27 protein-coding genes are annotated in these 21,996 nt (G+C 56.5%); 21 read left to right on the top strand and 6 right to left on the bottom strand.

The window, feature by feature from the left end:
* Positions 1-12: 12 nt before the first annotated feature.
* Together Q1A91_RS22305 and Q1A91_RS22300 are read right to left on the bottom strand one after the other, a co-directional pair.
* Positions 13-951, bottom strand: coding sequence for a DMT family transporter (locus Q1A91_RS22305; RefSeq protein WP_299882794.1), 939 nt, complete (start codon positions 949-951; stop codon positions 13-15).
* The gene (locus Q1A91_RS22300; protein ID WP_299882792.1) at positions 951-1,901 is read right to left on the bottom strand and encodes a glutathione S-transferase C-terminal domain-containing protein; all 951 of its coding nucleotides are present in this window, start codon (positions 1,899-1,901) and stop codon (positions 951-953) included. The genes Q1A91_RS22305 and Q1A91_RS22300 overlap by 1 nt, the downstream gene beginning before the upstream one ends.
* A gap of 113 nt (positions 1,902-2,014) precedes the next feature.
* On the opposite strand from Q1A91_RS22300, the gene Q1A91_RS22295 reads away from it, so the two are divergent.
* Entirely contained in the window at positions 2,015-2,944 is a 930-nt protein-coding gene (locus tag Q1A91_RS22295; RefSeq protein ID WP_299882790.1) for a LysR family transcriptional regulator, read from the top strand.
* On the opposite strand, the gene Q1A91_RS22290 is transcribed toward Q1A91_RS22295, so the two are convergent.
* On the bottom strand, positions 2,928-3,530 hold the full coding sequence (locus Q1A91_RS22290; protein ID WP_299882788.1) for a TetR/AcrR family transcriptional regulator: 603 nt from the start codon (positions 3,528-3,530) through the stop codon (positions 2,928-2,930). The two genes, Q1A91_RS22295 and Q1A91_RS22290, sit on opposite strands and share 17 nt — an antisense overlap.
* Before the next feature lie 112 nt (positions 3,531-3,642).
* Between Q1A91_RS22290 and Q1A91_RS22285 the strand changes: the two genes are divergently transcribed.
* The 7 genes from Q1A91_RS22285 to Q1A91_RS22255 are packed head-to-tail and all read left to right on the top strand — an operon-like array spanning position 3,643 to position 8,155.
* Positions 3,643-4,008, top strand: a complete 366-nt coding sequence (locus Q1A91_RS22285) for a DUF983 domain-containing protein (protein WP_299882786.1) — start codon at positions 3,643-3,645, stop codon at positions 4,006-4,008.
* 50 nt (positions 4,009-4,058) lie between these two features.
* Positions 4,059-4,361, top strand: coding sequence for a hypothetical protein (locus tag Q1A91_RS22280; RefSeq protein ID WP_299882785.1), 303 nt, complete (start codon positions 4,059-4,061; stop codon positions 4,359-4,361).
* Between the two features lie 22 nt (positions 4,362-4,383).
* On the top strand, positions 4,384-4,971 hold the full coding sequence (locus Q1A91_RS22275) for an NAD(P)H-dependent oxidoreductase (RefSeq protein ID WP_299882783.1): 588 nt from the start codon (positions 4,384-4,386) through the stop codon (positions 4,969-4,971).
* A gap of 28 nt (positions 4,972-4,999) precedes the next feature.
* Positions 5,000-5,914: an SDR family oxidoreductase gene (locus tag Q1A91_RS22270; RefSeq protein ID WP_299882781.1), complete on the top strand. Its 915-nt coding sequence runs from the start codon at positions 5,000-5,002 to the stop codon at positions 5,912-5,914.
* Positions 5,911-6,660, top strand: coding sequence for a Crp/Fnr family transcriptional regulator (locus tag Q1A91_RS22265; protein WP_299882779.1), 750 nt, complete (start codon positions 5,911-5,913; stop codon positions 6,658-6,660). The genes Q1A91_RS22270 and Q1A91_RS22265 overlap by 4 nt, the downstream gene beginning before the upstream one ends.
* Before the next feature lie 23 nt (positions 6,661-6,683).
* Positions 6,684-7,148, top strand: a complete 465-nt coding sequence (locus Q1A91_RS22260) for a DUF2269 family protein (RefSeq protein WP_299882777.1) — start codon at positions 6,684-6,686, stop codon at positions 7,146-7,148.
* Between the two features lie 35 nt (positions 7,149-7,183).
* Positions 7,184-8,155, top strand: a complete 972-nt coding sequence (locus tag Q1A91_RS22255) for an NAD(P)-dependent alcohol dehydrogenase (RefSeq protein ID WP_299882775.1) — start codon at positions 7,184-7,186, stop codon at positions 8,153-8,155.
* Between the two features lie 138 nt (positions 8,156-8,293).
* Here Q1A91_RS22255 and Q1A91_RS22250 read toward each other — a convergent pair whose 3' ends face one another.
* On the bottom strand, positions 8,294-8,479 hold the full coding sequence (locus tag Q1A91_RS22250; RefSeq protein WP_299882773.1) for a hypothetical protein: 186 nt from the start codon (positions 8,477-8,479) through the stop codon (positions 8,294-8,296).
* A 233-nt stretch (positions 8,480-8,712) separates the two neighbouring features.
* On the opposite strand from Q1A91_RS22250, the gene Q1A91_RS22245 reads away from it, so the two are divergent.
* The 12 genes from Q1A91_RS22245 to Q1A91_RS22190 all read left to right on the top strand — a co-directional run bounded on the left by Q1A91_RS22245 (position 8,713) and on the right by Q1A91_RS22190 (position 19,487).
* Positions 8,713-10,353, top strand: coding sequence for a hypothetical protein (locus tag Q1A91_RS22245; protein WP_299882771.1), 1,641 nt, complete (start codon positions 8,713-8,715; stop codon positions 10,351-10,353).
* Between the two features lie 3 nt (positions 10,354-10,356).
* On the top strand, positions 10,357-11,292 hold the full coding sequence (locus Q1A91_RS22240) for an alpha/beta hydrolase (RefSeq protein WP_299882769.1): 936 nt from the start codon (positions 10,357-10,359) through the stop codon (positions 11,290-11,292).
* A 369-nt stretch (positions 11,293-11,661) separates the two neighbouring features.
* Positions 11,662-12,165, top strand: a complete 504-nt coding sequence (locus tag Q1A91_RS22235; RefSeq protein ID WP_299882767.1) for a hypothetical protein — start codon at positions 11,662-11,664, stop codon at positions 12,163-12,165.
* Between the two features lie 141 nt (positions 12,166-12,306).
* Positions 12,307-13,353: a replication initiator protein A gene (locus tag Q1A91_RS22230; protein ID WP_299882765.1), complete on the top strand. Its 1,047-nt coding sequence runs from the start codon at positions 12,307-12,309 to the stop codon at positions 13,351-13,353.
* Positions 13,354-14,043: 690 nt separating this feature from the next.
* Positions 14,044-14,421 (top strand): DUF3768 domain-containing protein, encoded by a 378-nt coding sequence (locus Q1A91_RS22225; RefSeq protein ID WP_299882762.1) that lies wholly within the window; start codon positions 14,044-14,046, stop codon positions 14,419-14,421.
* Between the two features lie 138 nt (positions 14,422-14,559).
* Complete coding sequence (locus Q1A91_RS22220) at positions 14,560-16,410, top strand: ParB N-terminal domain-containing protein (protein ID WP_299882760.1); 1,851 nt, start codon at positions 14,560-14,562, stop codon at positions 16,408-16,410.
* Between the two features lie 118 nt (positions 16,411-16,528).
* A complete protein-coding gene (locus Q1A91_RS22215) occupies positions 16,529-17,044 on the top strand; it encodes a hypothetical protein (RefSeq protein ID WP_299882758.1) in 516 nt (171 codons plus the stop codon).
* A 575-nt stretch (positions 17,045-17,619) separates the two neighbouring features.
* Positions 17,620-17,835 (top strand): hypothetical protein, encoded by a 216-nt coding sequence (locus tag Q1A91_RS22210; RefSeq protein WP_050532604.1) that lies wholly within the window; start codon positions 17,620-17,622, stop codon positions 17,833-17,835.
* Between the two features lie 224 nt (positions 17,836-18,059).
* On the top strand, positions 18,060-18,293 hold the full coding sequence (locus Q1A91_RS22205) for an AbrB/MazE/SpoVT family DNA-binding domain-containing protein (protein WP_299882756.1): 234 nt from the start codon (positions 18,060-18,062) through the stop codon (positions 18,291-18,293).
* Positions 18,290-18,691: a type II toxin-antitoxin system VapC family toxin gene (locus Q1A91_RS22200; RefSeq protein ID WP_299882754.1), complete on the top strand. Its 402-nt coding sequence runs from the start codon at positions 18,290-18,292 to the stop codon at positions 18,689-18,691. The genes Q1A91_RS22205 and Q1A91_RS22200 overlap by 4 nt, the downstream gene beginning before the upstream one ends.
* A 196-nt stretch (positions 18,692-18,887) precedes the next feature.
* A complete protein-coding gene (locus Q1A91_RS22195; RefSeq protein ID WP_147127529.1) occupies positions 18,888-19,235 on the top strand; it encodes a single-stranded DNA-binding protein in 348 nt (115 codons plus the stop codon).
* 69 nt (positions 19,236-19,304) lie between these two features.
* The gene (locus tag Q1A91_RS22190) at positions 19,305-19,487 is read left to right on the top strand and encodes a hypothetical protein (RefSeq protein ID WP_299882752.1); all 183 of its coding nucleotides are present in this window, start codon (positions 19,305-19,307) and stop codon (positions 19,485-19,487) included.
* Positions 19,488-19,672: 185 nt separating this feature from the next.
* Here Q1A91_RS22190 and Q1A91_RS22185 read toward each other — a convergent pair whose 3' ends face one another.
* Positions 19,673-20,473, bottom strand: a complete 801-nt coding sequence (locus Q1A91_RS22185) for a DUF3800 domain-containing protein (protein WP_299882750.1) — start codon at positions 20,471-20,473, stop codon at positions 19,673-19,675.
* A 283-nt stretch (positions 20,474-20,756) separates the two neighbouring features.
* On the opposite strand from Q1A91_RS22185, the gene Q1A91_RS22180 reads away from it, so the two are divergent.
* Positions 20,757-21,632 carry a zincin-like metallopeptidase domain-containing protein gene (locus tag Q1A91_RS22180; RefSeq protein WP_299882748.1) on the top strand — a complete coding sequence of 292 codons (876 nt, stop codon included), beginning with the start codon at positions 20,757-20,759 and terminating at the stop codon, positions 21,630-21,632.
* Positions 21,633-21,743: 111 nt separating this feature from the next.
* Here Q1A91_RS22180 and Q1A91_RS22175 read toward each other — a convergent pair whose 3' ends face one another.
* Positions 21,744-21,926 (bottom strand): hypothetical protein, encoded by a 183-nt coding sequence (locus Q1A91_RS22175; RefSeq protein ID WP_299882746.1) that lies wholly within the window; start codon positions 21,924-21,926, stop codon positions 21,744-21,746.
* Positions 21,927-21,996 lie beyond the last annotated feature (70 nt).

Genomic DNA, 21,996 nt, shown 5'->3' with positions numbered 1-21,996 from the left:
GTGAGTGAGATTTCAGATGCAATCCGGACGGCGACGTGCACGGGCGGCAAACCAGGCACGCGGAATGGACAAATGACCGTTGGTGATAGCCAAACCAGTGAAGATCAGGACAAGCGCGGCGACGAAGGTTTGTGAGATGGTTTCACCAAAAGTGATCGCGCCGAAAAAGATGCCGGACAGCGTTGCGAAATATCCGACCTGAGAAAACCCCACACCATCAGTGCGCCTTTGCACTTCGAAGGTCAGTGCGTAGCTGATTGCAGTAATAAAGCCGACCCCAACAATCGCGGCAAAAGCTCTGGGTTCAAGCGAAGAACTTTCCGCCAATCGCCCCGTAAATAGAAGACCCGCACCGATCAGAGCCAGCTGGAGAAAGAGCGTTCCGGCTGCGAGCGTCATTGGTTCTGCACCACTTGGGTACACTCGGCTGCGGAACACATTGCCAGATGCAAGGACCAGAGGTCCGGCCAGGGCAAGAATGATCCAAACCGGCTCGATGTCGGAGGTATCCAAGCCGCGTAAGGTGGCAAGGCTGATACCCGCAAGACCAACCAGAATGCCCAACAGTCGATGAACTGGCAGCATTCGCCGCTCGACCGCCGCCGTAATCGCGAAGGTGAACATCGGCGAAAGGGTCACCAGCGCTGAGTAGAACCCGGTCGTGACATGCCCAAGGGCAACATACCCGATCAGGCCCGGAAGGCTTACGCCAAGCAGCCCTGCGCCCAGATAGTAGACCATGTAACGCGGGGCTGTTTGCGGCGCGGTGCCTTTAGCAACGAGCACGCCCACCAAAACAGCGCTGGCCACTGCGACTTGCCAAAACAGCGCGATATGGGGCGGCACCTCCGCCAAAGCGACGAACTTGGAGAGTGTGAAGCTCACACCGACAAGGAGTCCAATGGCGATTATCAAAACTGTGGGCGGGGCGGATCGAATGAAACCCGGCATCACGCGGCTCCTTTCACAGGAACTGCAAGCGCATAAAGCGACATCGGTCCGATCGGGACGATCCCGCTCGGGTTGATGTGCCGATGGCTCCTAAAGTAGTGCGCGCGAGTGTGCGGCAGATCGATGGTGTCCGCTACGCCTGGGAGTGAAGCGATCTCAGCCAGGTAGCGCGAGAGCGCGGGATAATCGGCAACGCGGGCCCGATCGATCTTGAAGTGCGTGACGTAGACTGGATCAAACCGCAGCAGGGTTGGAAAGAGCTTCAGATCCACTTCGGTCAACTGATTACCCGCCAGAAACGTACGATCCGCAAGCAGGTTCTCCAGATCCTCCAGAGTGTCGAATATCCGTGTAACGGCATCGCAATAGGCTTCCTGGCTGGTCGCGAAACCGGCGCGATACACACCATTGCGAATGGGCTCCTGGATCAGTTCAGCCAGATGGTCGATTTCTAAACGCAGTCCTTCGGGATAGAGGTCAGGTCCTTCCGTATCTGGGAACGCTTGGTTGAGCATTCGCATGATATCAGCGGACTCTGTGCTAACGATATTGGCGCTTTCGCGGTCGAGCAAAACAGGCACTGTGATCGCGCCTGTGTAGTCGGGGGCAGCGCGTTGATAGACCTCAAAGAGATATCGATCGCGGGGCACACCATGCGCCGGATCGAAACCGTGCTGATCGATCACCCAGCCGTTCTCTGACATGATCGGGTCCATCCAGGTGATGCTGATGGCATCCCGCAAGCCTTTAAGAGACAAAACGAGATCGACGCCATGACACCAGGGGCAGGCCTTGGACAGGTAGAGGTGATAGCGACCCTGCTCTGCTGGAAACTCCGCATTCTCGCCGTTCTCGATCCAGCTACGGAACCGGCTCGGCTGTCGCTCGAAACGTCCGCTTGCTTGAGTTGGCTTGTCGCGTAGAATTCCGTTGATCAGCATCTTGGCCATTGGTCTCTCCAATCTCTGTCGTGTTGAGCGAGAGGTAAGTGGTTTCCAGAAGCGTGATAATTGGCTATCTGGAATACACATAGGTGAGAAAAAGTTGACCAAAGGAGCCAACCATGACCGAGATTGGCGCGATACCTGTGTTTGTCGCCGTGGCTGAGAATGGTAGCTTTGCCGCCGCTGCGCGAAAGCTGGACATCACGAAATCCGCTGTGAGCAAACGCGTTGGCGGGCTCGAGGCCCATCTCGGCGCGCAGCTCTTCCACCGCTCAACTCGCAGCATCTCTCTGACGGAAGCCGGAGAGATTTATCTGGCGCATGCCATCCAAGCGCTCGGATCAGCGCAAGAAGCCGAAGACGCGGTTGCTGCGTTGCAAGGAGACCCGATCGGGCACCTCAAAGTCAGCGCACCGATGTCATTCGGTCAACTCCATGTCGCCCCGGCGATACCGGAGTTTCTTCGCCTGCACCTTGGTATCACCTTGGAATTGTCGATGGATGACCGATTTGTTGACCTGGTAGACTCGGGCATGGACCTGGCTCTGCGCGCGGGCTCTCTGCCTGACTCCGCACTTATTGCGCGCAAACTTGCTCCTATTCACAGCGTGATTGTAGCCGCTCCCGCGTATCTGGATCGCGCCGGTGCACCTCTTCATCCCCAGGACCTCATGGATCATGACTGCTTGCACTACGCCTATTCCCGCGATCCCCTGGAATGGAAGTTTATCGGCGATGATGGTGAGATCGCGGTCCGGACCAAGGGCCGGTTTCGAGTTAACAACAGCGAGGCGCTCTGCACGACGTTGGTCGCCGGTCTCGGAATAGGCCGTCTTCCAACCTTCATCGCCGGCGCCCACTTGGCCGCCGGACGGCTTCAACGCGTGCTGCCCAACTTCTTGATGCCCGAACAGGCGCTCTACGCGGTTTTTCCTGAACGCCAGCATGTTCCGGCAAAGGTAAGGGCCTTCGTCGAGTACTTTGCCAACTATGTGGGGAAGAAGACGCCTTACTGGGATAATGAGGCCGGGGTTACTTCGGAGAGCTAACCAACCCGCGCACCAACATGTCGATCGCTTCATTGCGCATGCCGTTATGACGCTTTGCAGGAATGCTGAACAACCCTTTGTGCAAGATCATTCCGTCGGTCAGAGCGGCGATAGCACGGCCGAGCTGCTTGGCGTCCGCGTCCCCTCGAATTTGTTCCACTTCTTGCAGGTGCTTGATCTGACCGGTGTAGTGATCACCCAGCCTGTCGAAGAAACTCGCAACTTTTGCACTGAACGCATCAGACGCAAAACTCGGTCCAAACACTTCAAAGAACACACGGACGAACTTCGCATGGTCATCTGGAATGTTCATGGTTTGTGAGAGACCGTCCACAAAGTCTTCCAGTGTTTCTGGCATCTCCTGCCCAAAAAACCTTTCTTCCAACGCTTTGAAATGTCGTTCCACCATCGATATGGCGATAGCTTCCTTGTTCTTGAAATAAAGGTAAAGCGTCCCCTTCCCGAGCCCGGCGGCCTCGGCCACATCTGCAATGGTGGCGGCATGATAGCCCTTTTTCACATAGACTTGCATGGCTGCATCGAGAATCCCGTGCTGCATTTCTTCACGGTCAACGACCTTTGGCATTATCCTACCTCAATTTCATTTTTTGCGGTTCTGGCATATTTATGACTGGACGTCCAGTCATTCAAGATATACATGACTGACCATCCAGTCATAATCGATTCGAGGAAGCACTATGGAACTCACAGCTGAAAGAGACACCAAACAGGCCATGATAAGAGGTTTCAAAAGAACCTGCCCGCGATGTGGGCAAGGCCACCTTTTCGATGGCTATCTTTCGGTCTCAAAGGAATGCTCATCATGTGGGCTGGACTTGACGCACCAGCGTGCCGATGACGGCCCCGCCTACCTCACCATTGTTGTAGTCGGTCACTTGCTCGTGCCTCTGCTTGTTCCCGCCTACAAGGCCTGGGATTTGCATCCGGCAGTCATGGCGGCGGTTTTCTCTGCGCTCGCAGTCGGGCTGTCCCTTTTCCTCCTCCCCCGTCTGAAAGGTGCATTGATTGGCTTTCAATGGGCCAAGCGTATGCATGGATTTTAAACACCAATTTTTGACTGAACGTCCAGTCATATATTCAATGGAGCATCTTCATGGACACTCTCAGACTTACCACGCACACAATGCTGATCCCATTGGGTTGGGCGATCTCAGTGGGCGCATATCCGCAGACACTCGAAGGCTCGGGCGGCACGCTTAAACCCTCCCAGGCATCGGCCTGCCACATCGCGCAGCGTCCCGACCCAGCCGCAGAACTCGAGGACGAAGTTGCTACCGCAATCAACGAAGCTCTCGAAGCGGTCGGAACCTTAGATAGCACCGCTGTGCTCCACGAATCCCGCAGCCCCTCGGGAGAAATCTGCCGATTGGAGTTCGCTCCAACCGAGATCGATTGAACGCACTCAAGGAGAATTCCCGATGACAAAGCGCATATACGTCCTGAATGGCCACCCGGGTGAGAGGTCACTGTCTCGCAGCCTATCCAAGGCCTACGCTGAAGCCGCCCAAAGCGCAGGTCATGAGGTTCGCATCACGCATCTTCATGACCTCGCTTTCGACAGCGATTTCGGCAATGGCGGCTATCAAAACACCAAGCCGTTGGAACCCGCGCTCGATCAAGTTCTCGAAGACCTCGCCTGGAGCGAACATGTTGTCTTGGCAACGCCCATGTGGTGGGGCGGTATACCGGCAAAGCTCAAAGGTCTCTTTGATCGCGTGCTGCTGCCCGGGCGTACCTTTGACACACGAAAAAAGAGCTTTGGCCTGCCAACGCCCATGCTCGGTGGACGCACGGCGCGTGTAATCCTGACCTCCGACACCAAGAGTTGGCTTCTTCGCTTCGTCTATCACAACGCGATACTGAACCAGTTGCGGTGCCAGATATTCAGTTTTGTTGGCATCAAACCCACCCGTTTCACCCAATTCTCAGAAGCCAGTCACCCAAGCGAGCAAACCGTCAGGCGTTGGCTTTCTGACGTGCGCCAGCTCGGAACCAAAGCCGTTTAGTCACCACATGTTTTGAAAGGAAAATCAGATGAATACCACGACCGTTCTTGTTGCAGGGGCCACCGGATACCTCGGTCGCCATATCGTAAAGCAATACATGTCCATGGGCTGGCACGTTCGTGCCCTCGTTCGAAATGCAGACGCCGCGCGCAAATCCGGGCTCGAAGCGACAGAGCTGTTCGAAGGCGAGGCAACCAATCCCCTCACGCTCTGTGGAGCGATGGACGACGTCGACTTGGTGATCTCCACCCTTGGCATCACACGGCAGCGCGATGGTTTGTCCTACTGGGATGTCGACTATCAGGCGAATGCCAACCTACTGACAGATGCGGTGGCCGCTGGTGTAGAGCGTTTTGCCTATGTCCACGTACTCAACGCGCATAAGATGCAAAACATCCCGTTGGTGGCTGCCAAGCAGGCCTTTGCATATTGCTTGCAGGCCGCGCCGATTAAATCGACCGTAATCGAGCCGTCCGGGTTCTTCTCAGATATGGGTGATTTCCTGAACATGGCTGAATCCGGTCGTGTCTTTCTGTTCGGTTCGGGCAAACTCAAGCTCAATCCCATTGACGGTGCTGATCTGGCAGAGGTGATCGCGAGCGCCATCTGGGATGGTCGCGACTACGTGCCGGTGGGCGGTCCGGATGCTTTGACTCAAAACGAGCTGGCAGAGACGGCATTCAAGGCATTAGGGAAGCCCGCGAAGATCATCCATCTCCCAGACGTGCTTCGGCGCGGCGCGCTAAAACTCCTGCCCTATATAACCCCGTCGGCTGTGCATGGCCCTGCCCTCTTCTTCCTGTCAGCCCTTGGCATGAACATGGTCGGCAAGACCTATGGCAAGAAGCGCATAGCGGATCACTTCGCAGAACTGGTCCATGCGCAATCCGCCAAGATTGATTCCAAGGGCACATCACCGCTGAAAACACGGAGCGCATCATGACCTATGCGCAGCCGAGAGACTTTGAATATCAAAGTGCCCCGCACAGCGCCGAGCCACGCTTCGTTCCCCTCCCCTTTCTGACCAGTTGTGAGCACACACAACGGCGGCTCAACAAGGAGATGACTGTCCGACACTTTGAAGCCGGGCAAACGCTGCAGATACGCGGTCGTTGTCACCATCGCGTCCACGTCATCCTTCAAGGCACGGCGACGCTCAGCACGTCGCTTCCAGACGGTCGCACGCAAATATTGAGATTGCTGATGCCGAGAGACTTGGTGGGGCGGCTCGGGTCTGAGACGACCCGATATGATGTGACGGCAATTTCAGATGTTACGGCCGGCAGCATGTCGCGGCACGAGTTTGAATCCTTGCTGCGTATTTCCCCCGAGATGACGCGCCGCCTTCTACACTCTACCCTCAGGGAGCTCGATGAAGCGCGCGAATGGTTGCTATTGTTGGGGCGCAAAACCGCCGCTGAGAAACTCGCAAGCTTTCTCCTGGTGCTTCAAAACCGGTCATCGATCCGCCACCCGAGCCATATCAGACTGCCCCTGTGTCAGTTTGAAATCGCTGACCTCCTGGGCCTGACACATGAAACCGTCAGCCGTCAGCTGGCGCATCTGCGAGACCAAGGGATCATCGAGTATCGTGGCACGCGGCAGGTCGAAATTAGGGACTTAGCCGCTTTGGTCAGCGCCAGCGGCAACCACACTGACCCACACGACATGCCCTACGTGATGCAATAATTCAAAACCGGAAAGAGAGTCCCATGCTAGACGCATATACACTTTGGAAGATCGCCCATTTGATCGCGATGACCGCGATGATCGGTGCAACAATCATCAACGGCATTTTGCATCTTCAAGCGAGGGCGTCGACCCCAAGCCAGGCTGAAACGCTTCTGCGTGCTATTCTCCGCATAAACCACCTGATCATGCTGCCGTCACTTCTGGCTATTCCCGTAACAGGGTACTTTCTTGCCACAACAGTCGGATACGCATTCACAGACACTTGGCTTTTGGCATCGGCGACTCTGACCTTCGCACTAATTGCTGCGTTTTGGGTCGGCGCGATTGCGGAAAAGAGCCTCCATAGGATTGCCGCAGCCTCCAAGACTGCAGCTCTTGGTGAACGCTACACTCAGGTCTTCAACAGAGTTGCGCCAATTGGTACCGGTGCCCTTCTTCTGAGCCTTGTCGCAATTGCCCTCATGGTTGTGAAGCCAGTCCTATGAAAGCTCTCACCTATACACATTATGGATCGCCCCGAGTGGTTCAGATCACAGAGGTTCCGCGCCCTGAGCCGCAACACGATGAAATCCTGATCCGCGTGCATGCAAGTGCCGTAAACACCAGCGACTGGCGCATCCGTGCCGCTGCATTTCCCGGTATCACAGCACTTCCCGCGCGCCTCATCTTCGGGCTCCGTCGCCCACGAAACACCCGGCTCGGAAGTGAGTTCGCGGGCGTCATTGAGGCTGTCGGTCCGGACGTCAAAAGCTTCGTTCCCGGCCTGCGGGTCTTTGGCATCACATCCAAGGGTGGCGCATCTGCCGAGTATCTGGCTTTACCTGAGACTGCGGCGGTCGCAGAAATACCTGATAATCTATCTTTCGAAGAAGCAGCCGCCCTCCCCTTTGGCGGCTTGTCTGCTTTGGTCTTTCTTGAGCAATTCGCATCCTTGAAGGCCAATCAGCGCGTTCTGATTGTTGGTGCCTCGGGCGGCGTCGGGATCTATGCCGTGCAAATTGCCAAGGCTCTTGGAGCGCATGTCACTGGGCTTTCAGGTCCCGACAGCCAGCGGCTCGTGGGCTCCCTCGGGGCTGATATCACTCTAAACTATAAGACCATCAAACTCTCAGAGATCAAGGATCGCTTCGACATCATCCTTGATACGGTTGGTGTCGTGTCCCCAAAACAAGCGCGCGGGCTTCTCCGGCGTAACGGCCTCTTCCTTCCTTTGAACGTCGGTATGCGCGAGCTTCTGGCAGCCGCCCTAAACCCGTTCTTCGACCGAAAAATACGCCTCACCGTGAACCCAAATACCGCACAGGATTTACGTCAGCTTTCGAGGCTTGTGCGCGACGGGAAAGTTCAACCGGTCATTGAGACCGTTTATCCGCTTGCGGAAGCTTCGGTGGCACACGCCCACGTCGAAACGCGGCACAGAAAAGGTGCAATTGTCCTATCCATCCTAGCCGAAGAGACCGATTCAGCCGCTGTGGCAGCGTTTGGCAGATAACGTGGGGTATTTGTCCTAACCGACGGCGCATGAATTCGCCTAGGCGCTCACGTCAGACATTGAAACCCGAACATAACATATGCGTGCTTATCGGTATCTGCCCCATTCTTGGGGCACCCAAAAATGGGCCTGAGTCTTCTAAGCGGTTTGTTGTTGAGGCAAATCCGTCAGCTCGCTGAAAGCAACGTTCTTGCGAGCGCCATCTAACCAAAGTGGTTGCTCGTAACCATCCTCCCAAACATAAAGAAGGCCCACCGTCTTGCCGGTTTCCTTGTCGACGATGCGTCTCGTCGCTTGGGCTTCATCTTCGTCATTTTCTAGCATGAAACCTCCCTCTAAGAAATGCTGAGGGCGCGGGTATCCGCCCAGCACACGAGCGCTGCGGCAAGTCTCTACATCAAGGCCGCGGCTTCGCGTTATAGTAGAACGTGCTTCTTTGCCGGACGCACGAAAAACTCCGTAAAACAACGAAAAAGCACGCAAATTGGACGTGTGAGGCTTTGATAAAAAACGGGAAATTCTTTGTTGAACCACGACAAAGTACAGACAACTTCAAAGTGCTGTTCGGTCGACTGGCAGCGCAGGGTGCGGGTCGGCCCGTCGACCGGCATGAAGTCGCCGATGGTCCGTGGACACCGGAAACACTGGCCGACGCAATTACGGCGATTGATTCCAACAATGTTGGGATCGACGTGAGAACCGTCCAAGTTTGGTTTCAAGCGAACGACAATGGTATCAGCGACAAAAACATACGTTGGCTGGCTCGCATTTTCGGCTGCAACGATCCGGTCGAGACGAGTCTTTGGCAGTCAGAGCTAAAGGCCGCAAAGGAGCGCCTGGCAGCAGAGAGACGGGCACGTCGCCGTGTCAATGCAGAGCCTGACCGGGAAGCCAGTGGCCGAGTGCAGTGTCAAATGACTCGCGCGAATGGGAGTCCGGACGAAATCGAAGCACCATTGGATGAATATGAATCGGAACATCAAAGAATTAGCCTGGCCGCCCGAGCGGAAAGCCTGTTTCTCGATGGTGCGCCATTTGGAATGGTTATGACAATGTGGGCGGGCGTCGCTGTGCTGCTCTACATTGGCTATCTTTTGGGAGCACACGACGTAACCTACAGCCCGGTCCAGAATTTGGAGAAACAGGTCGGGCTGTTTTGGTCTCCAAACTGGTTGTTGGACAAACTTGTCTGGCTGCCCCTGATCGTTTTCGTTGTTTCCAGTTTAGTCACTTCTTGGAGAGAACAGTGGCGGCCATTGATGGTTGCCGAGAGCTCCGACCCTACCCAATCCTGTAATTGGAGCGAGCGGCTTGCTGTCTACTCATCGTCGTTTGTGGGTATCACCTTGGTGTGTTTCTGTATCGTTTTCTTGCTGCAATGGTACGGATCGTATCTGAAACCGCTCATGCAAAACGACGCAGGTTCGCGCGTCATCGACTGGTTGTTGATTTCGATAGAAAGACCAGATGTTATGTCAGCGAACCAGGGCATGGCGGCATCAATGTACGCCAACCTCCTCTCTGGCATTGCATATTGGTACTGCTTTTCTGGTCTGATGCTGCTCTACATTGTATCATTGGATTTCAAGGAAATCTCAGGCCGTGTGAGCTTTGGACAGAACACCATTAAAAGCCTTGAAATTCTGCAAATCGCAGACGCCATCGTCAGTGGTATTTTCCGTTGCGCTGTTTTTGCTTTGTTGGCGTCCATCGGGATCAAACTTGTCGCCGTCTACCTCATGACAGATTCTGAAAATATTGTGCGTTGGTTGATCCTGGATGCCAGCGCCTTGATGAATGGTCACGATGGTTCTTGGACTTGGTTCGACAAGAACCCATCTGCATCAATAACGAGCTTCTTCGTTATGTTCATTCCGGTTTTCGTGTTTTTCTTATGCGCATCACAAATTCGGGGCTCAGTCCGCAGTCCCCTCATTGCAGAACAAGCTGGGAACCGAGGCAGCATCGGTCCGGTGGGTGCCGCCACCAAAAAGATGATGATCAACTGGTTGAGTCTAGCAAGCGTCATCCTTCTGCTTGTCGTCAACTTCTGGCTGATCGGTCGTTTCACAGGCTTTTCTGTGTTGCTCCTTTCGAGCTGCTGTCTGGCTGTCTTCTGCGTTGTTGCATCACAGGGTTCCCATCCTGGTACGGACATTCCGCGCAACGAGGAACTGCTAGGCGTCCAAGGAAAATAGGAGATGGAGCCAGCACCTTTCTTCCAAGAGATTTCTGGCGGGCCGGACAATGGTTCCGCTGTGTGGACGACCACACGAGATGGCATCAGACTTCGAGTAGGTTACTGGCCAGCGGAACAAGATGTTTGCGGCACGATCTTCCTGTTTCCAGGCAGGACAGAATACATCGAACTCCAAGGACGGCTCGCGCGTGACTTGGTCGCCAAGGGGTTTTCGGTTCTGACGATCGATTGGCGCGGCCACGGTCTGTCTCAGCGCCTGCTCGACGACCCCGCAACATTGCACGTCGAAGCGTTTTCGGACTACCAAAAGGACGTTGACGCATTTTTACAGATTGCCATCACGCTCGGCATGCCCAAGCCTTGGTTTTTGATGGCCAACTCCATGGGCGGCAACATCGGTTTGCGAGCGACCCTGCAAGGCTTACCCGTTGCAGCATGCTCATTCACCGCGCCAATGTGGGGCATTGAAATGTCTGAGCTCCAGCGGCTGATCGCATCACCTGTCGCTTGGGCGGCTTGCGCTCTTGGGCACGGAGAGGCGTATGTTCCTGGACATGACGGGAAGAACTACGTCAGTCATACCCCTTTTGAGGGAAATCGCATCACCTTTGATCCCGAGAACTATGGTTACTGGGTGCAGCAAGCGCGCACTAGGCCTGAGCTTCAGACTGCTGGGTCAAGTTTGAAGTGGCTTCGCGAAAGCCTGGGGGAATGCCGACGGATCTCAAAGCTGAAATCACCAGACCTTCCCTGTATCACCTTCTATGGAGACTGTGACGAAGTTGTCGATAAGCGTGCGATCCAACAAAGGATGGCAGCGTGGTCGAACGGCGAGTACGTGGAACTCAAACACGCAAAGCACGCGCTGCTTCTGGAAAGACCAGACGTTCGTGCGGCAGTCATCTCCAAAACTGTTGAACGTTTCTTGGAAACCTGACGACGACGCAGCGGAATATTGCCGCTCACGCATTGTCGTTGTTCCTACCCCTTGCATCCTAAGGACACGACAGTCAATATTATAATATTGATTTCAATAGTGAGCTGGGCCATGCAACCGCTTTTTTCAAAGATCGCTACTGGATTGACTGCAGTCAGTATCTGTCTTGGGTTTGGAGCGTCCCAGACAAGCGCCCAGAGTTACCAGATCGATTGTGCGATCCTTCTTTGTCTTTCCGGCGACTGGCCTGCCTCAACACCGTGTGCGCGTGCACGTGCAGAGTTCGTCCGACGCATCACACCGTGGCCCGTCGAGCCGCCGCTGCAGATTTGGCGCTGCCCAATGGGGGCAAGTCTTCAGGCTCCGAATATGACCACGCCACTGCCTCAGCTATGGGACATTCTGGCGCCCGATGCGTTGCCAAGAAACCAATCCATTCCTCAGATCTCAGGCGCAATCCCACTTGCTCAGCTACAGCCCGCAGTAGTTCGATCGGGCGGTGCGTCGTCGGCGGGATTACCCGAAGTTTTCGCGATGGTGCTCGCTCAAATGACTGCTGGCGCAGACATCGACATAAGCGGACCTGAATTCAACTTCGTGCGCTCAATCCGGGTATACAACGTTACCTACGCCACTCAGGTGGAAGCTGGCAGTGAGGGAGACTGCAACCGCAACTTTTCTCTGCGGATAGGCACCTACGGGACGCAAGGTGACTTCCGCTGGTCCCGGGGCTCCAGCCCCAGCCAATTGCCCGAGGACCACGTGGGACTCGAGCGTTACGGTGAGCATTGCCCCGGCATCTTCCATCGCTCGGTCTTTGTGGACTGGCGTGATTACGAGGGAAACTATGGCTTCGAGCAGGTCAACTACTGACCCCTCTTGTGGCCAACTATAGAGCGTACCGCAATATGTTGAAAAATTCGGTACATCAGGAACACAAAACTCGGTATAACGGGAACAGAGAGATTCGGTACATTAGGAACAGACGTGTCAGGCAAACAGGTAGACCTTTTCTTGGACCAGCTCGCTGACGCCCCGGTCAAAGACGAGCGTGCCCTGATGGAGTTCCCATTTTTCTCCCTTCAGAAGCGCCCGCGAATGACCCCCTTCATCTTTGACGATGGCACGGTGAAGATCGAGATTCAGCCAGGGCACAAGGGAATTGCGACGATCTGGGACAAAGACATCCTGATCTATCTTACATCACTTGTGAACGAGAGGATCGAACACGGGCAGTATGATGCGGATACCCCGGTATCCGTTCAGGATCGCACGATCAAATTCTCTGCCTATGACTTTCTAAAGGTGACCGGGCGCAGCTCCGGCAAACGCGCCTATGAGCTCTTCCTCGATGCGCTGGATCGCCTGCGCTCTACCAACATCCTGACGAACATCACCGCCGGTGACGAGCGTGAGCGGCGTGGCTTTGGCTGGATCGAGGATTGGCGGGTGATCGAACGGACCAATCGCAACGGCCAGCGCGTCATGGGGGCTGTCGAGGTCACGATGAACCGATGGATGTTCAATGCCATCGTCAAAGATCGCCGGGTCCTGACGATCAACAGAGACTATTTCCGGCTCTCGAAGGGCCTCGAACGCCGCCTCTATGAGCTTGCCCGCAAGCATGTCGGTCGTCAGCCAGAATGGTATATCGGGATCAAGCGCCTGGCCGAGAAGTGCGGATCGATCGACACCGCACGCAAGTTCAAGTTTCGGATCAACGAGATCTGTGAAGCGGGCACCATCCCTGATTACCATGTCGAGATCGTGGATCCTGCCGAAGTGTCAACCCCATTCAAAACGAAGGGAAAACAGGCACTTGTACGGTTTCAGCCGAAATTCGACGACCTCACTGTTCCCGATGTACCGAATCTGTCGGAACTGACTGTCTCGCACTCCGTTCTGACCGAGATCAAGCACGCCAACCCGGAATACGACATCCAGTACATTCTCGATGCATGGCGGGAATGGGCCATAAAGAAGGACGATCCCGTGAAAAGTGCCAACGCCGCCTTCCGCGCCTTTGCCAAGAAGTACATCGAAGCCAACCCGATCTGGTGACTCGGTACAACGGGAACATAACTTCGGTACATCAGGAACATCCGACTCGGTACAACAGGAACGCATCCTCGGTATATCGGGAACGCATGTTCGGTACATCAGGAACGCGAAACAACGTCAAAATACTGATTTCCCTGAGTCTTTTCAGTGCCCTAACCACATAACAAACCTAACCAAATTTCTAACAGAAATAACCAAGACGCGAGAGGCCTTCAAAAGGCAGTTCTCGATGACAGCCCTCAGACAGGCTTAGAAACAGGGTCTTGAAGCAGCCCTTGACGCCCAGACAGGCAGCATTTGATCCGATTTTGGCCTGCCTTTCCCCTTTTTGACCTCAGGCATGAGCCAAACCCGTTGCATTACAGGCAACACCAGATGTTCCCGATATACCGAATCGCCTTGTTTCCAAGGATGAGGCGCAGGATGTCAGGGATTTCCCTGGTCCCCTAGGGGTTCGCGCAAGCGCGATACGCCGCTGCGGGGACGTTACTTTAGAACCCGCTGGGTTCTCGCGCAGGCAACCCAAATAGACAGGACCCGTGTCCTCGCGCCCCAGGCGCTGCGGGCCGCGCCACGTCCCATCGATTGGGGTGTGCCTTTGCTCACTCCGGCACTTCGCCAGTGGGTCAGGTTTTGGAGACGACGCCCCTCGGGGGCTGCTCTCAAAACCAGACTCCAAGGAGCAAGCTGATGTGTGCAACGCCTGAGACCCCCACACCCGAAGCCATCAAGATCGCAGAACAGAACGACCGGTTCCGGACAACATGGGGCGCGGACTTCACCGTGCCCGGTCAGATTGTGATGACGCGCGGTGTGGCCGACCTCTTGCCCGCGGCCAAGGCGGTCATCATGGCACGTGTTCAAGGCTTCGACACCTTCTCCGACGACAACGATCCATACGGAGATCACAGTTTCGGGGCGTTCGATATCGAGATGGCGGGCGACAGCTATCGCATCTTCTGGAAGATCGATCTTTACGACACCGACTATGCCATGGGCAGCGACGATCCGGCGAACCTCGCTGTGACCCGCCGCGTCCTGACGATCCTTCACGCCTCCGAATACTGAGCCGCCTGACCGACACCGGAACAGGCACCCAACACCCTCAGGAAAGGAGGTGATCCACCCGTTTGAAACGGCAGGGCGGCGAGCACATGCTCCCTGCCCCGCCACACCCAACATCAATCGAAATCAAAGGACAAAGACATGACCAATCAATCAACCATCCCGAACGACGCAGCGATCCTCTACGCATCGCTCGACCAGCTCTACCTGCACGACCTCAATCCCCGCGAAGATGTGGCGCAGGAGGACGTGGAGACACTGGCAGACAGCATCAGGACCTGCGGGCTTCTGCAGAACCTCGGCGGCATTCAGGACGACAACGGCAAGATCGGCATCGTGTCGGGCGGTCGCCGTCTGAGGGCTTTGGCCCATCTCGCAGCGTCATATCCCGACTTCGAGGGCGCATCTTCAATCCCCGTCCTTCTGGCACGTGATCTGGAGCAGGCCGAATTCTGGGCCAATGCGGAAAACACGGCCCGTGAAGCGCTCGATCCGGCGGACGAAATCCGGGCCTATGGACGGATGGCAAAAACCAATGCCGACGCCGAAGCGATTGCCAGCGCCTTCGGGGTGACCGTCGCCCATGTCAAAGGGCGCTTGAAACTCGCCAATCTGCCCGATGCGGCCCTTGATGCGCTGAAAGCCAAGACCATCAATCTCTCGGCAGCGCAGAAGATGACGACCGCTCAGGACGAGAAACTGGTGCATGAGGTGCTGCAGGCCATCGCCGAGGGCCACCTCTCCAACGTGAGCCAGTTGGACCACTTCCTGCATCCGAAAGCGGCCAAAGCCACAGACCGCCGCGCGGTATTTGTCGGTGTGGAGGCCTACGAGGGCGGTGGCGGCAAGGTCACCCGCGATCTTTTCTCCGAAGACGTGTTCTTCGAGGATCAGGATATTCTGGATGACGCCTTTGCAGCGCAATTGGCTGAGGCGGCTGAGCAGCTGCGCGTGTCCGATGGCTGGGCCTGGGTCGAGACACATAGCGAGGCCTATCTCGGCTGGAACTTCATCGAAGACAACAAGTTCGCCCGCGTCTACCCCGTCGAAGGTGTTCTCTCGGACGATCAGATGGAGCGATACGAGGACCTCTGCGAGATGGCCGACGGTGACGTGCTCAACGCGGAAGGTGAAGAAGAACTGGCAGGCCTCCATGTTATTTTGGAGGGTGCCTTCACCGACGCGCAGAAAGCCCACGCCGGATGTGTGGTCTATGTTGATCAGAGCGGCGGTCTGAAAGTCGAGGCGGGCCTGATCCGACCCGAGGATAAGAAGGCGGCGCTTTCGGCCGGTATCCTGCAAAAGGCCGCGCATGGGACCGGTGACGACAAGGCTCCGAAACCCCCCTATTCACAAAAGCTGCGGGACGATCTGGAGGCGATCAAGCTGGCCGCGTTGCAAAACGCCATGCTGGATCAACCCGACCTCCTCATTGATCTTCTGGCGTTCCAGTTGAGCGGGGCGATCGGGTTTCGCGACGTGTTCGACATCAGCCTCGGGGCACCCAGCAATACCCCGTCCGTCGAGGCCGGGTTCGCGGTCGATAAGCGGCTCTCCAAACCCGGTGTCACGCCGGCAGATGCGTGGGGTGTCGATCTCAAGAAGGCTTTCGCCAGCTTCAAGAAAAGGGGGAAGAAGCATCGCGATGCAGAATTGACGCGGCACTTGGCCAGATTGCTGATCGGCGGAGATGCTATCTTCCACGGGGTTCTGTCTGAAAAGGCAGGGGCCGAGATCCGCAAGGTCTGGACGCCTACGGCGGAGAACCTCTTCAAGCGCGTGTCAGGACCGATGCTGGAGACCATCTACTGCGACCTTCTCGACCTTGCGCCAACCAGCGTCGAGGCCAAGGCCTTCGCCAAGTTGAAGAAGGCCGAGAAGGCCAAGACACTGGAAGACCTGTTCTCGGACGAGACCAAGCAGAAACTGCTCGGGGTCACGGCGGCACAGAAAGCCCGGATTGAGGCTTGGGTGCCGGACTATTACGATTGAAGGTGGACCCCGGCGAAGGCAGCTTCCCTGCCCTCGCCTTCTGAAGTCCCTCGGTTTGCGCGGCTCCCGGCTTACTAGAGCCAAGAGCCGCGCATTCAGACCGCTCAGGAGATCGACCATGTCAAAGATTGCATCGCACGCCGCCCGGGTCTGGAAATCGGCGCAGCTCTACATCGGGTTTCATCGCGACCCGGAAGGCCGACAGCGGAGCGCACCCAAGGTCTGGCCTCCGAAAGATGCACGGGTGAGCATCCACTGCGATCCGGACATCCAGGAAACATTCCTGATGCTCAAAAGCGCCGATGGCGATGCTGATCAGGATGTGCAGATCAAGTTGCGGCCCGATATGGTGGTGTTGCGTCGGGACTATGACGGTGGCTGGGAAGGGATCATCGCGGATGCGCATTCCGTCGCCGTCAAGGTTGGCGGCGTGTCGATCCGCATCAACCATGACGGCTCGATCACGCGCGAGGACGGCGACAGCACCACCTGGGTCGAGGCGGATGGCGGTGTCCTGAAGAAGACCGAGTTTGTCGAGGCCGCCGTTTCCTCCGATGGTATGGAGATGACGCGGCGCACACCGGATAATCTGACCGCCATTACACCGCGCGGCTTGTTGTCGAAGGATCGGTAGGTTCCACGCTCACCTCAGTTTTTTCTGGCCCTTCGGCAAAGCCGACCGGGCTCTATGCTGCGCACGAAGCCAGCCATGCTGTCTTCGCCCCTGCGGTTGACGATCCCTAGGGCGGGTCCGGCCTGTGCGTTCTCTCAAAATCTCGGAAGCGTTTCAGGGCGTTTCTCTGCCACCCGTCTGCATGCTGTCCGCGCTCGGAGCATCCATCGCTGCATGGCGTGTCGGGATGGCCAGCCGGACGCGGTCCTCTGTTCGACCCTATTCAAATGAGCGGCCCGTCTCTCGCGTTTCGAATGTTCACTTCGAAGACCGGTTAAAGCCTCGGCGAATTGCCTGGCCTGCCGCCTTTGACGTGGGTGACAGGTGGTGTCGTGTGACGGTGTTGGCGCATATCGATCTGCCTTGTTTCTTTTCGACTTACGGTTGCGGATCTCGGCTGATCGCGTGCCCGTCGCTTCACTCCGGCAAGCAGAAATACGGTTTCCACCCGCGGGGCGGAGCCTCCGGATTTCGGCTTGCGCGATCTGCCCTGGTCGATCCGCTGGATCACCCGCATCGAAACAAGGAGATCGACAATGTCCAACAAGATGTTCACCCTCACCGTTCCCGTCACCTTCAAGAAAGACGGCAAGGACCAAACCAGCTTCCGCCGCGTCGGCGCGGTCTTCGAAAATACCCGGGAGAATGGCGAGACGGTGCTCTCCATCAAGCTCGACTTCCCGGTTGCGGTCACCGAGCTGGTCGCCTTCCCGCCCAAGGCGGATGGCGATGATGGCCAGGTTACCGAATAAGTCCCCATCGAGCAGAGGGGCGGCAGAGATGCCGCCCTGATTTGCGTCCTTCGATCGGACCGCGTCCAAGCGGCAAGCTCTGTTGCTTGTGTGGATCGGTGTGAGTTGCACGACATTGCGCCCCATGCCGGTCAGGACCGTCCACCGCGCGCAGCGGCACAAAACCTTGCAAACGAACCCGCAAAGTAATACTTTCCTTCTCGAAGGTATTACCGGAGGTGCAGGTGCCCACGACGATCACAACCAAAGGCCAGGTCACGATTCCAAAGCCCGTGCGCGACTTTCTGGGTCTCAAGGCCGGCAGCAAGGTGTCGTTCAACCGCACGAAAGATGGCCGGGTCGAGATTGTGCCGGAAGATGAGCCAGCGGGGGTTTCGCGTTTTGCCGGGCTTCGCGGTCATGCCCGAACAGAGCTCAGTACTGATGAGATTATGGCGCTGACGCGGGGCGACGGGTGATCTTCGTCGACACGAATGTCCTTCTTGATGTTGTGACGGATGATGAGACCTTCGCTGAATGGTCCATTGCGCAATTGGAAGCCGCCGCGCTGCAGGGTGATCTCCTCATCAACGACAGTGTCTACGCCGAGCTCTCCGTCGGATATCGCGAGAAGGAACGGCTCGATGCCTTCATCGAGGCCGCCGGGCTCCGCCACGAAATGATGCCAAAAGACGCGCTTTTCCTGGCAGGGAAAGCCTTCTCCTCCTATCGGCGGTCCAAGGGGACGAAGCAGAACGTTCTGCCTGATTTCTTCATTGGTGCGCATGCCACGGTATTGTCTGTGCCGCTGCTGACGCGGGATGCGCGGCGCTACCGGACCTATTTTCCATCCCTGGAACTGATCTGCCCGGAGTAAGGCCGTTGTCTGGGGTCAAATCTAGATACGCAACACGTGGTTTTTCCGCTGCGTTTGGTTCCTACGACTCTTAGCAAACGGGTGTTGGCGAATTTCCGCTATTTTGTTTCGGCTTGATTGCGGGCGTTTCAATATTATAATATTGTTCTGGGGCATATACTCACTCGGGGCGGTCAGCCCCTCACAGGAGACAGTCATGCGCACATTTGCAGAATTTCAGATTCTCGGTCGCGTCGGCAAGGTCAAGGAAGTTGGCAAGACCGTGAGGATCACAATCGCCGCCGAGTACGGGCGCAAGGATGACCGCGGCGATTTCCAGGCAAATCCCTATTGGAACGAGGTCACGATCTTCAATCCGAACGTGATGAAATGGGCGCTCGAAAATGTCGCTCCCGGCGATCTGGTGAATGCCCGTGGGACACTTCGCCAGTCGCAGTGGGAGAACCAGGATGGCGGAACCGAATACGGTGTGACCATGGCCGCCGAGGACTTCGACAATCTCACCCTCGCAGTGAAGAAGTCGATGGAGCGCGCTGCTGCGTAGCGGGAAGGCGCGAAGCTGGTACTGAACAGCGATCTGGCTTTTTTCTTCCCATCCCGCTAAGCTCGATCTATGCAGGACGACTTGAAGAAAGACGGCCATGAGGAGTGCCCGGACGGTGAAGACCGGGACGACGCAATGGAAAGTTTGTCACGGTTTCTACGGCCGCGTATCGCTGAAGCACGTGAGGGCAAATTCTCCAGCAAGACCATCACAGGTATCAAGATGGACGCGCGACGTGCCGCCGGCCTTTGAGTGTCCGCGACCTGACTTCAACTCTGGTCTTTGTGCTTGAGGAGGACGGTCCGGCTCACTCAGCTGGGTTCGATTGCGCCATGCTGGTAGCAGTTGAAAATTTAACCCTTCGATGCTACATAACAGTCAGTAACGGGATGGTCTAACCGTCCGTTCATTGGCGGGCTTCGGCCCGCCTTTGGATTCTAAAGGCCTTCGTGAAACACGTCATATCTGCCTGTTTCACACACTGTTCCGGTGCAGAAATGCAGCTTTTCGAGTAGTACTTCAGCGACGCGTTGGTCGGTCAGCCGCTTCTGTCCGGTTTCGTGCAGGTAGTGGTTCCCAATCGGTCTTGCCGTCAGGTCGGCAATCTGTAGACCGGTCGAGTTGCTCTTCTTATCCATCAATTCTAGGCGGAAGTTCGAGAAGTCGTACTTTGCAAGCGGACCAAGCAGAGAACCCTGTACTGTCACCTGCTGATAGGCACGGCTTAGTGCGGCATCATCGTCCCGGCCACGCATCTCAAAAACGACATGCAGGTCCTTGGTGAGTTCGGCCGGGTCATGGAGCTTCAAGTAATTTTCGATTTGCCGGAAGCCGCGAGATAGGCTGATGTGATAGGGGTCAAAGGATTGGTGGCGTTTCGGTACCTTCGGTTTGTCGATGATGACACAGAAGCACTTCACTTCGGCGTCCTTCATGAGAGCGGTCAACTCGTCCATGAACTCTGCGCGCCGCTCTCCCTTGAGGCGCTCGTACTTTGAGCGCACAGCAGCGTCGCGGATCTTGTCGGTCTTCCGAAGATCCCGTTCGTGAAGCACAATGTTGTCGCTTCCCCAATATTTGAACTTCAGTCGATTAAACCGAGGAATGAGCTCGTTCAGATAATGCTCTTTCTCGAACATGCAGTAATTCACGCAGAGTAAGGGAAACTCCGGTGCGGCCTTCCAATTGGCATCGCCGCTTTCGTCTACATAGACAATGTATTTGCTGAAATCTGACATGAGCTGAACCTATCTCAGGAAAGGTGGTCTCACCAGTCACGTGGTTCCCATCCTCCCGCCGCAGTATGTTTCAGGGGGAGGCGCGGCCTCCCCCTCGGACCAGACGCAAAAATGAGGTCTCCCCAACATCGGTCCCGGCTGCGCCGCGCTGCGATGCCGGGCGATCCCCCTCCCCATTTTCGATCTGGTCTCGCCCCCTCCGCACTCGCCGTGAGCAGGTTTGCAGGACAGCCGCGAGAGGCGCGGTGCCTGAAACCCGCGTTCAGGATGAGGAGCGAGAGACATGGCCAAGACCGACATCAAACAGCATGTGACGGACACGATCATTTCCGAGATGGAGAAGGGGACGCCGCCTTGGCGGAAACCGTGGACAGGAGATGCAGCCAGGGCCTCCCTGCCCTTGCGGCACGATGGCACCGCTTACAGGGGGGTGAACATCCTGATGCTCTGGGCCACATCTCACATCAAGGGCTATGCATCGGCCCGGTGGATGACCTATCGCCAAGCCCTCGCGCTCGGAGGATGCGTGCGCAAAGGCGAGAAGGCCACGCGGTCGGTTTTCTACGGGACCTTTGAGAAAGAGATCGACGGCGAAATTGCGCCCCAGACCAGTCGCTATGCCAAGTGCAACAACGTCTTTAACGCCGATCAGATCGAGGGACTACCGGACGACTATTACGTCCGCCCTGCCCCGCCCGGTGATCTTGGCACCGAACCCGTGTCCGAGCTAGAGGCGTTCTTTGCGGCCACGGGCGCGACGATCGTCACAAGCAAGACGCCGAAGGCTTACTACGCACCTGGTCCAGACCATATTCACATGCCCCCGATTGGTACCTTCTTCGATGCGAGCGGGTATTACGGGACTTTGGGACATGAGACCGTTCACTGGACCGGGAGCGCGACACGGCTCGACCGGATCAAGCGTTTCGAGGACCGCGCCGGATACGCGTTCGAGGAACTGGTCGCAGAGATCGGCGCGTGTTTTCTGGGTGTTCAGCTTAGGGTCGCGCCTGCCTTTGATCAAAGTGCCGCGTACATTGAAGGATGGTTGCAAGCGCTGAAATCGGACAAAGGGCTGATCTTCAAGGCTGCGGCCGAAGCGCAGAAGGCCGTGGACTTCATTAATGCGCGTGTCGAGGAGCAACAGAAGGCCGCATAGACGGCCCCTCACCCTTTTTGGTGGCTTTCCATTCTAGTTGACGCGGCAGCGGGCGCATGCCTTCCCCCTGCCCCGCCTGGCGCTTTGCGCGGAGCCACTTGGGCGACCTCCCTACCCGTTTGGCATCTCTTCTGGCGGGATGTCCTCGTATCGCACGTTCAATTTGGGACCGTTGCGCCACATCGGCTCAAGATCGCCGGTGTTCCATTCATAGAGCCAGCCGACATGTGTGCCGGTCTCCTGATCGATGATCTTCTTGATGGGCTGCGCCTCAGATCTTTTATTGTCCGGCATCACTGTCTCTCAAGGTTGGTTGCACAGGCAGTGTTTCCCTTCCCGGCATCACAAATCGTGACAGGGTAAG

This window comes from uncultured Sulfitobacter sp., assembly GCF_947500075.1.
Classification (GTDB): domain Bacteria; phylum Pseudomonadota; class Alphaproteobacteria; order Rhodobacterales; family Rhodobacteraceae; genus Sulfitobacter.
This window is presented reverse-complemented; position numbering and strand designations above follow the sequence as displayed.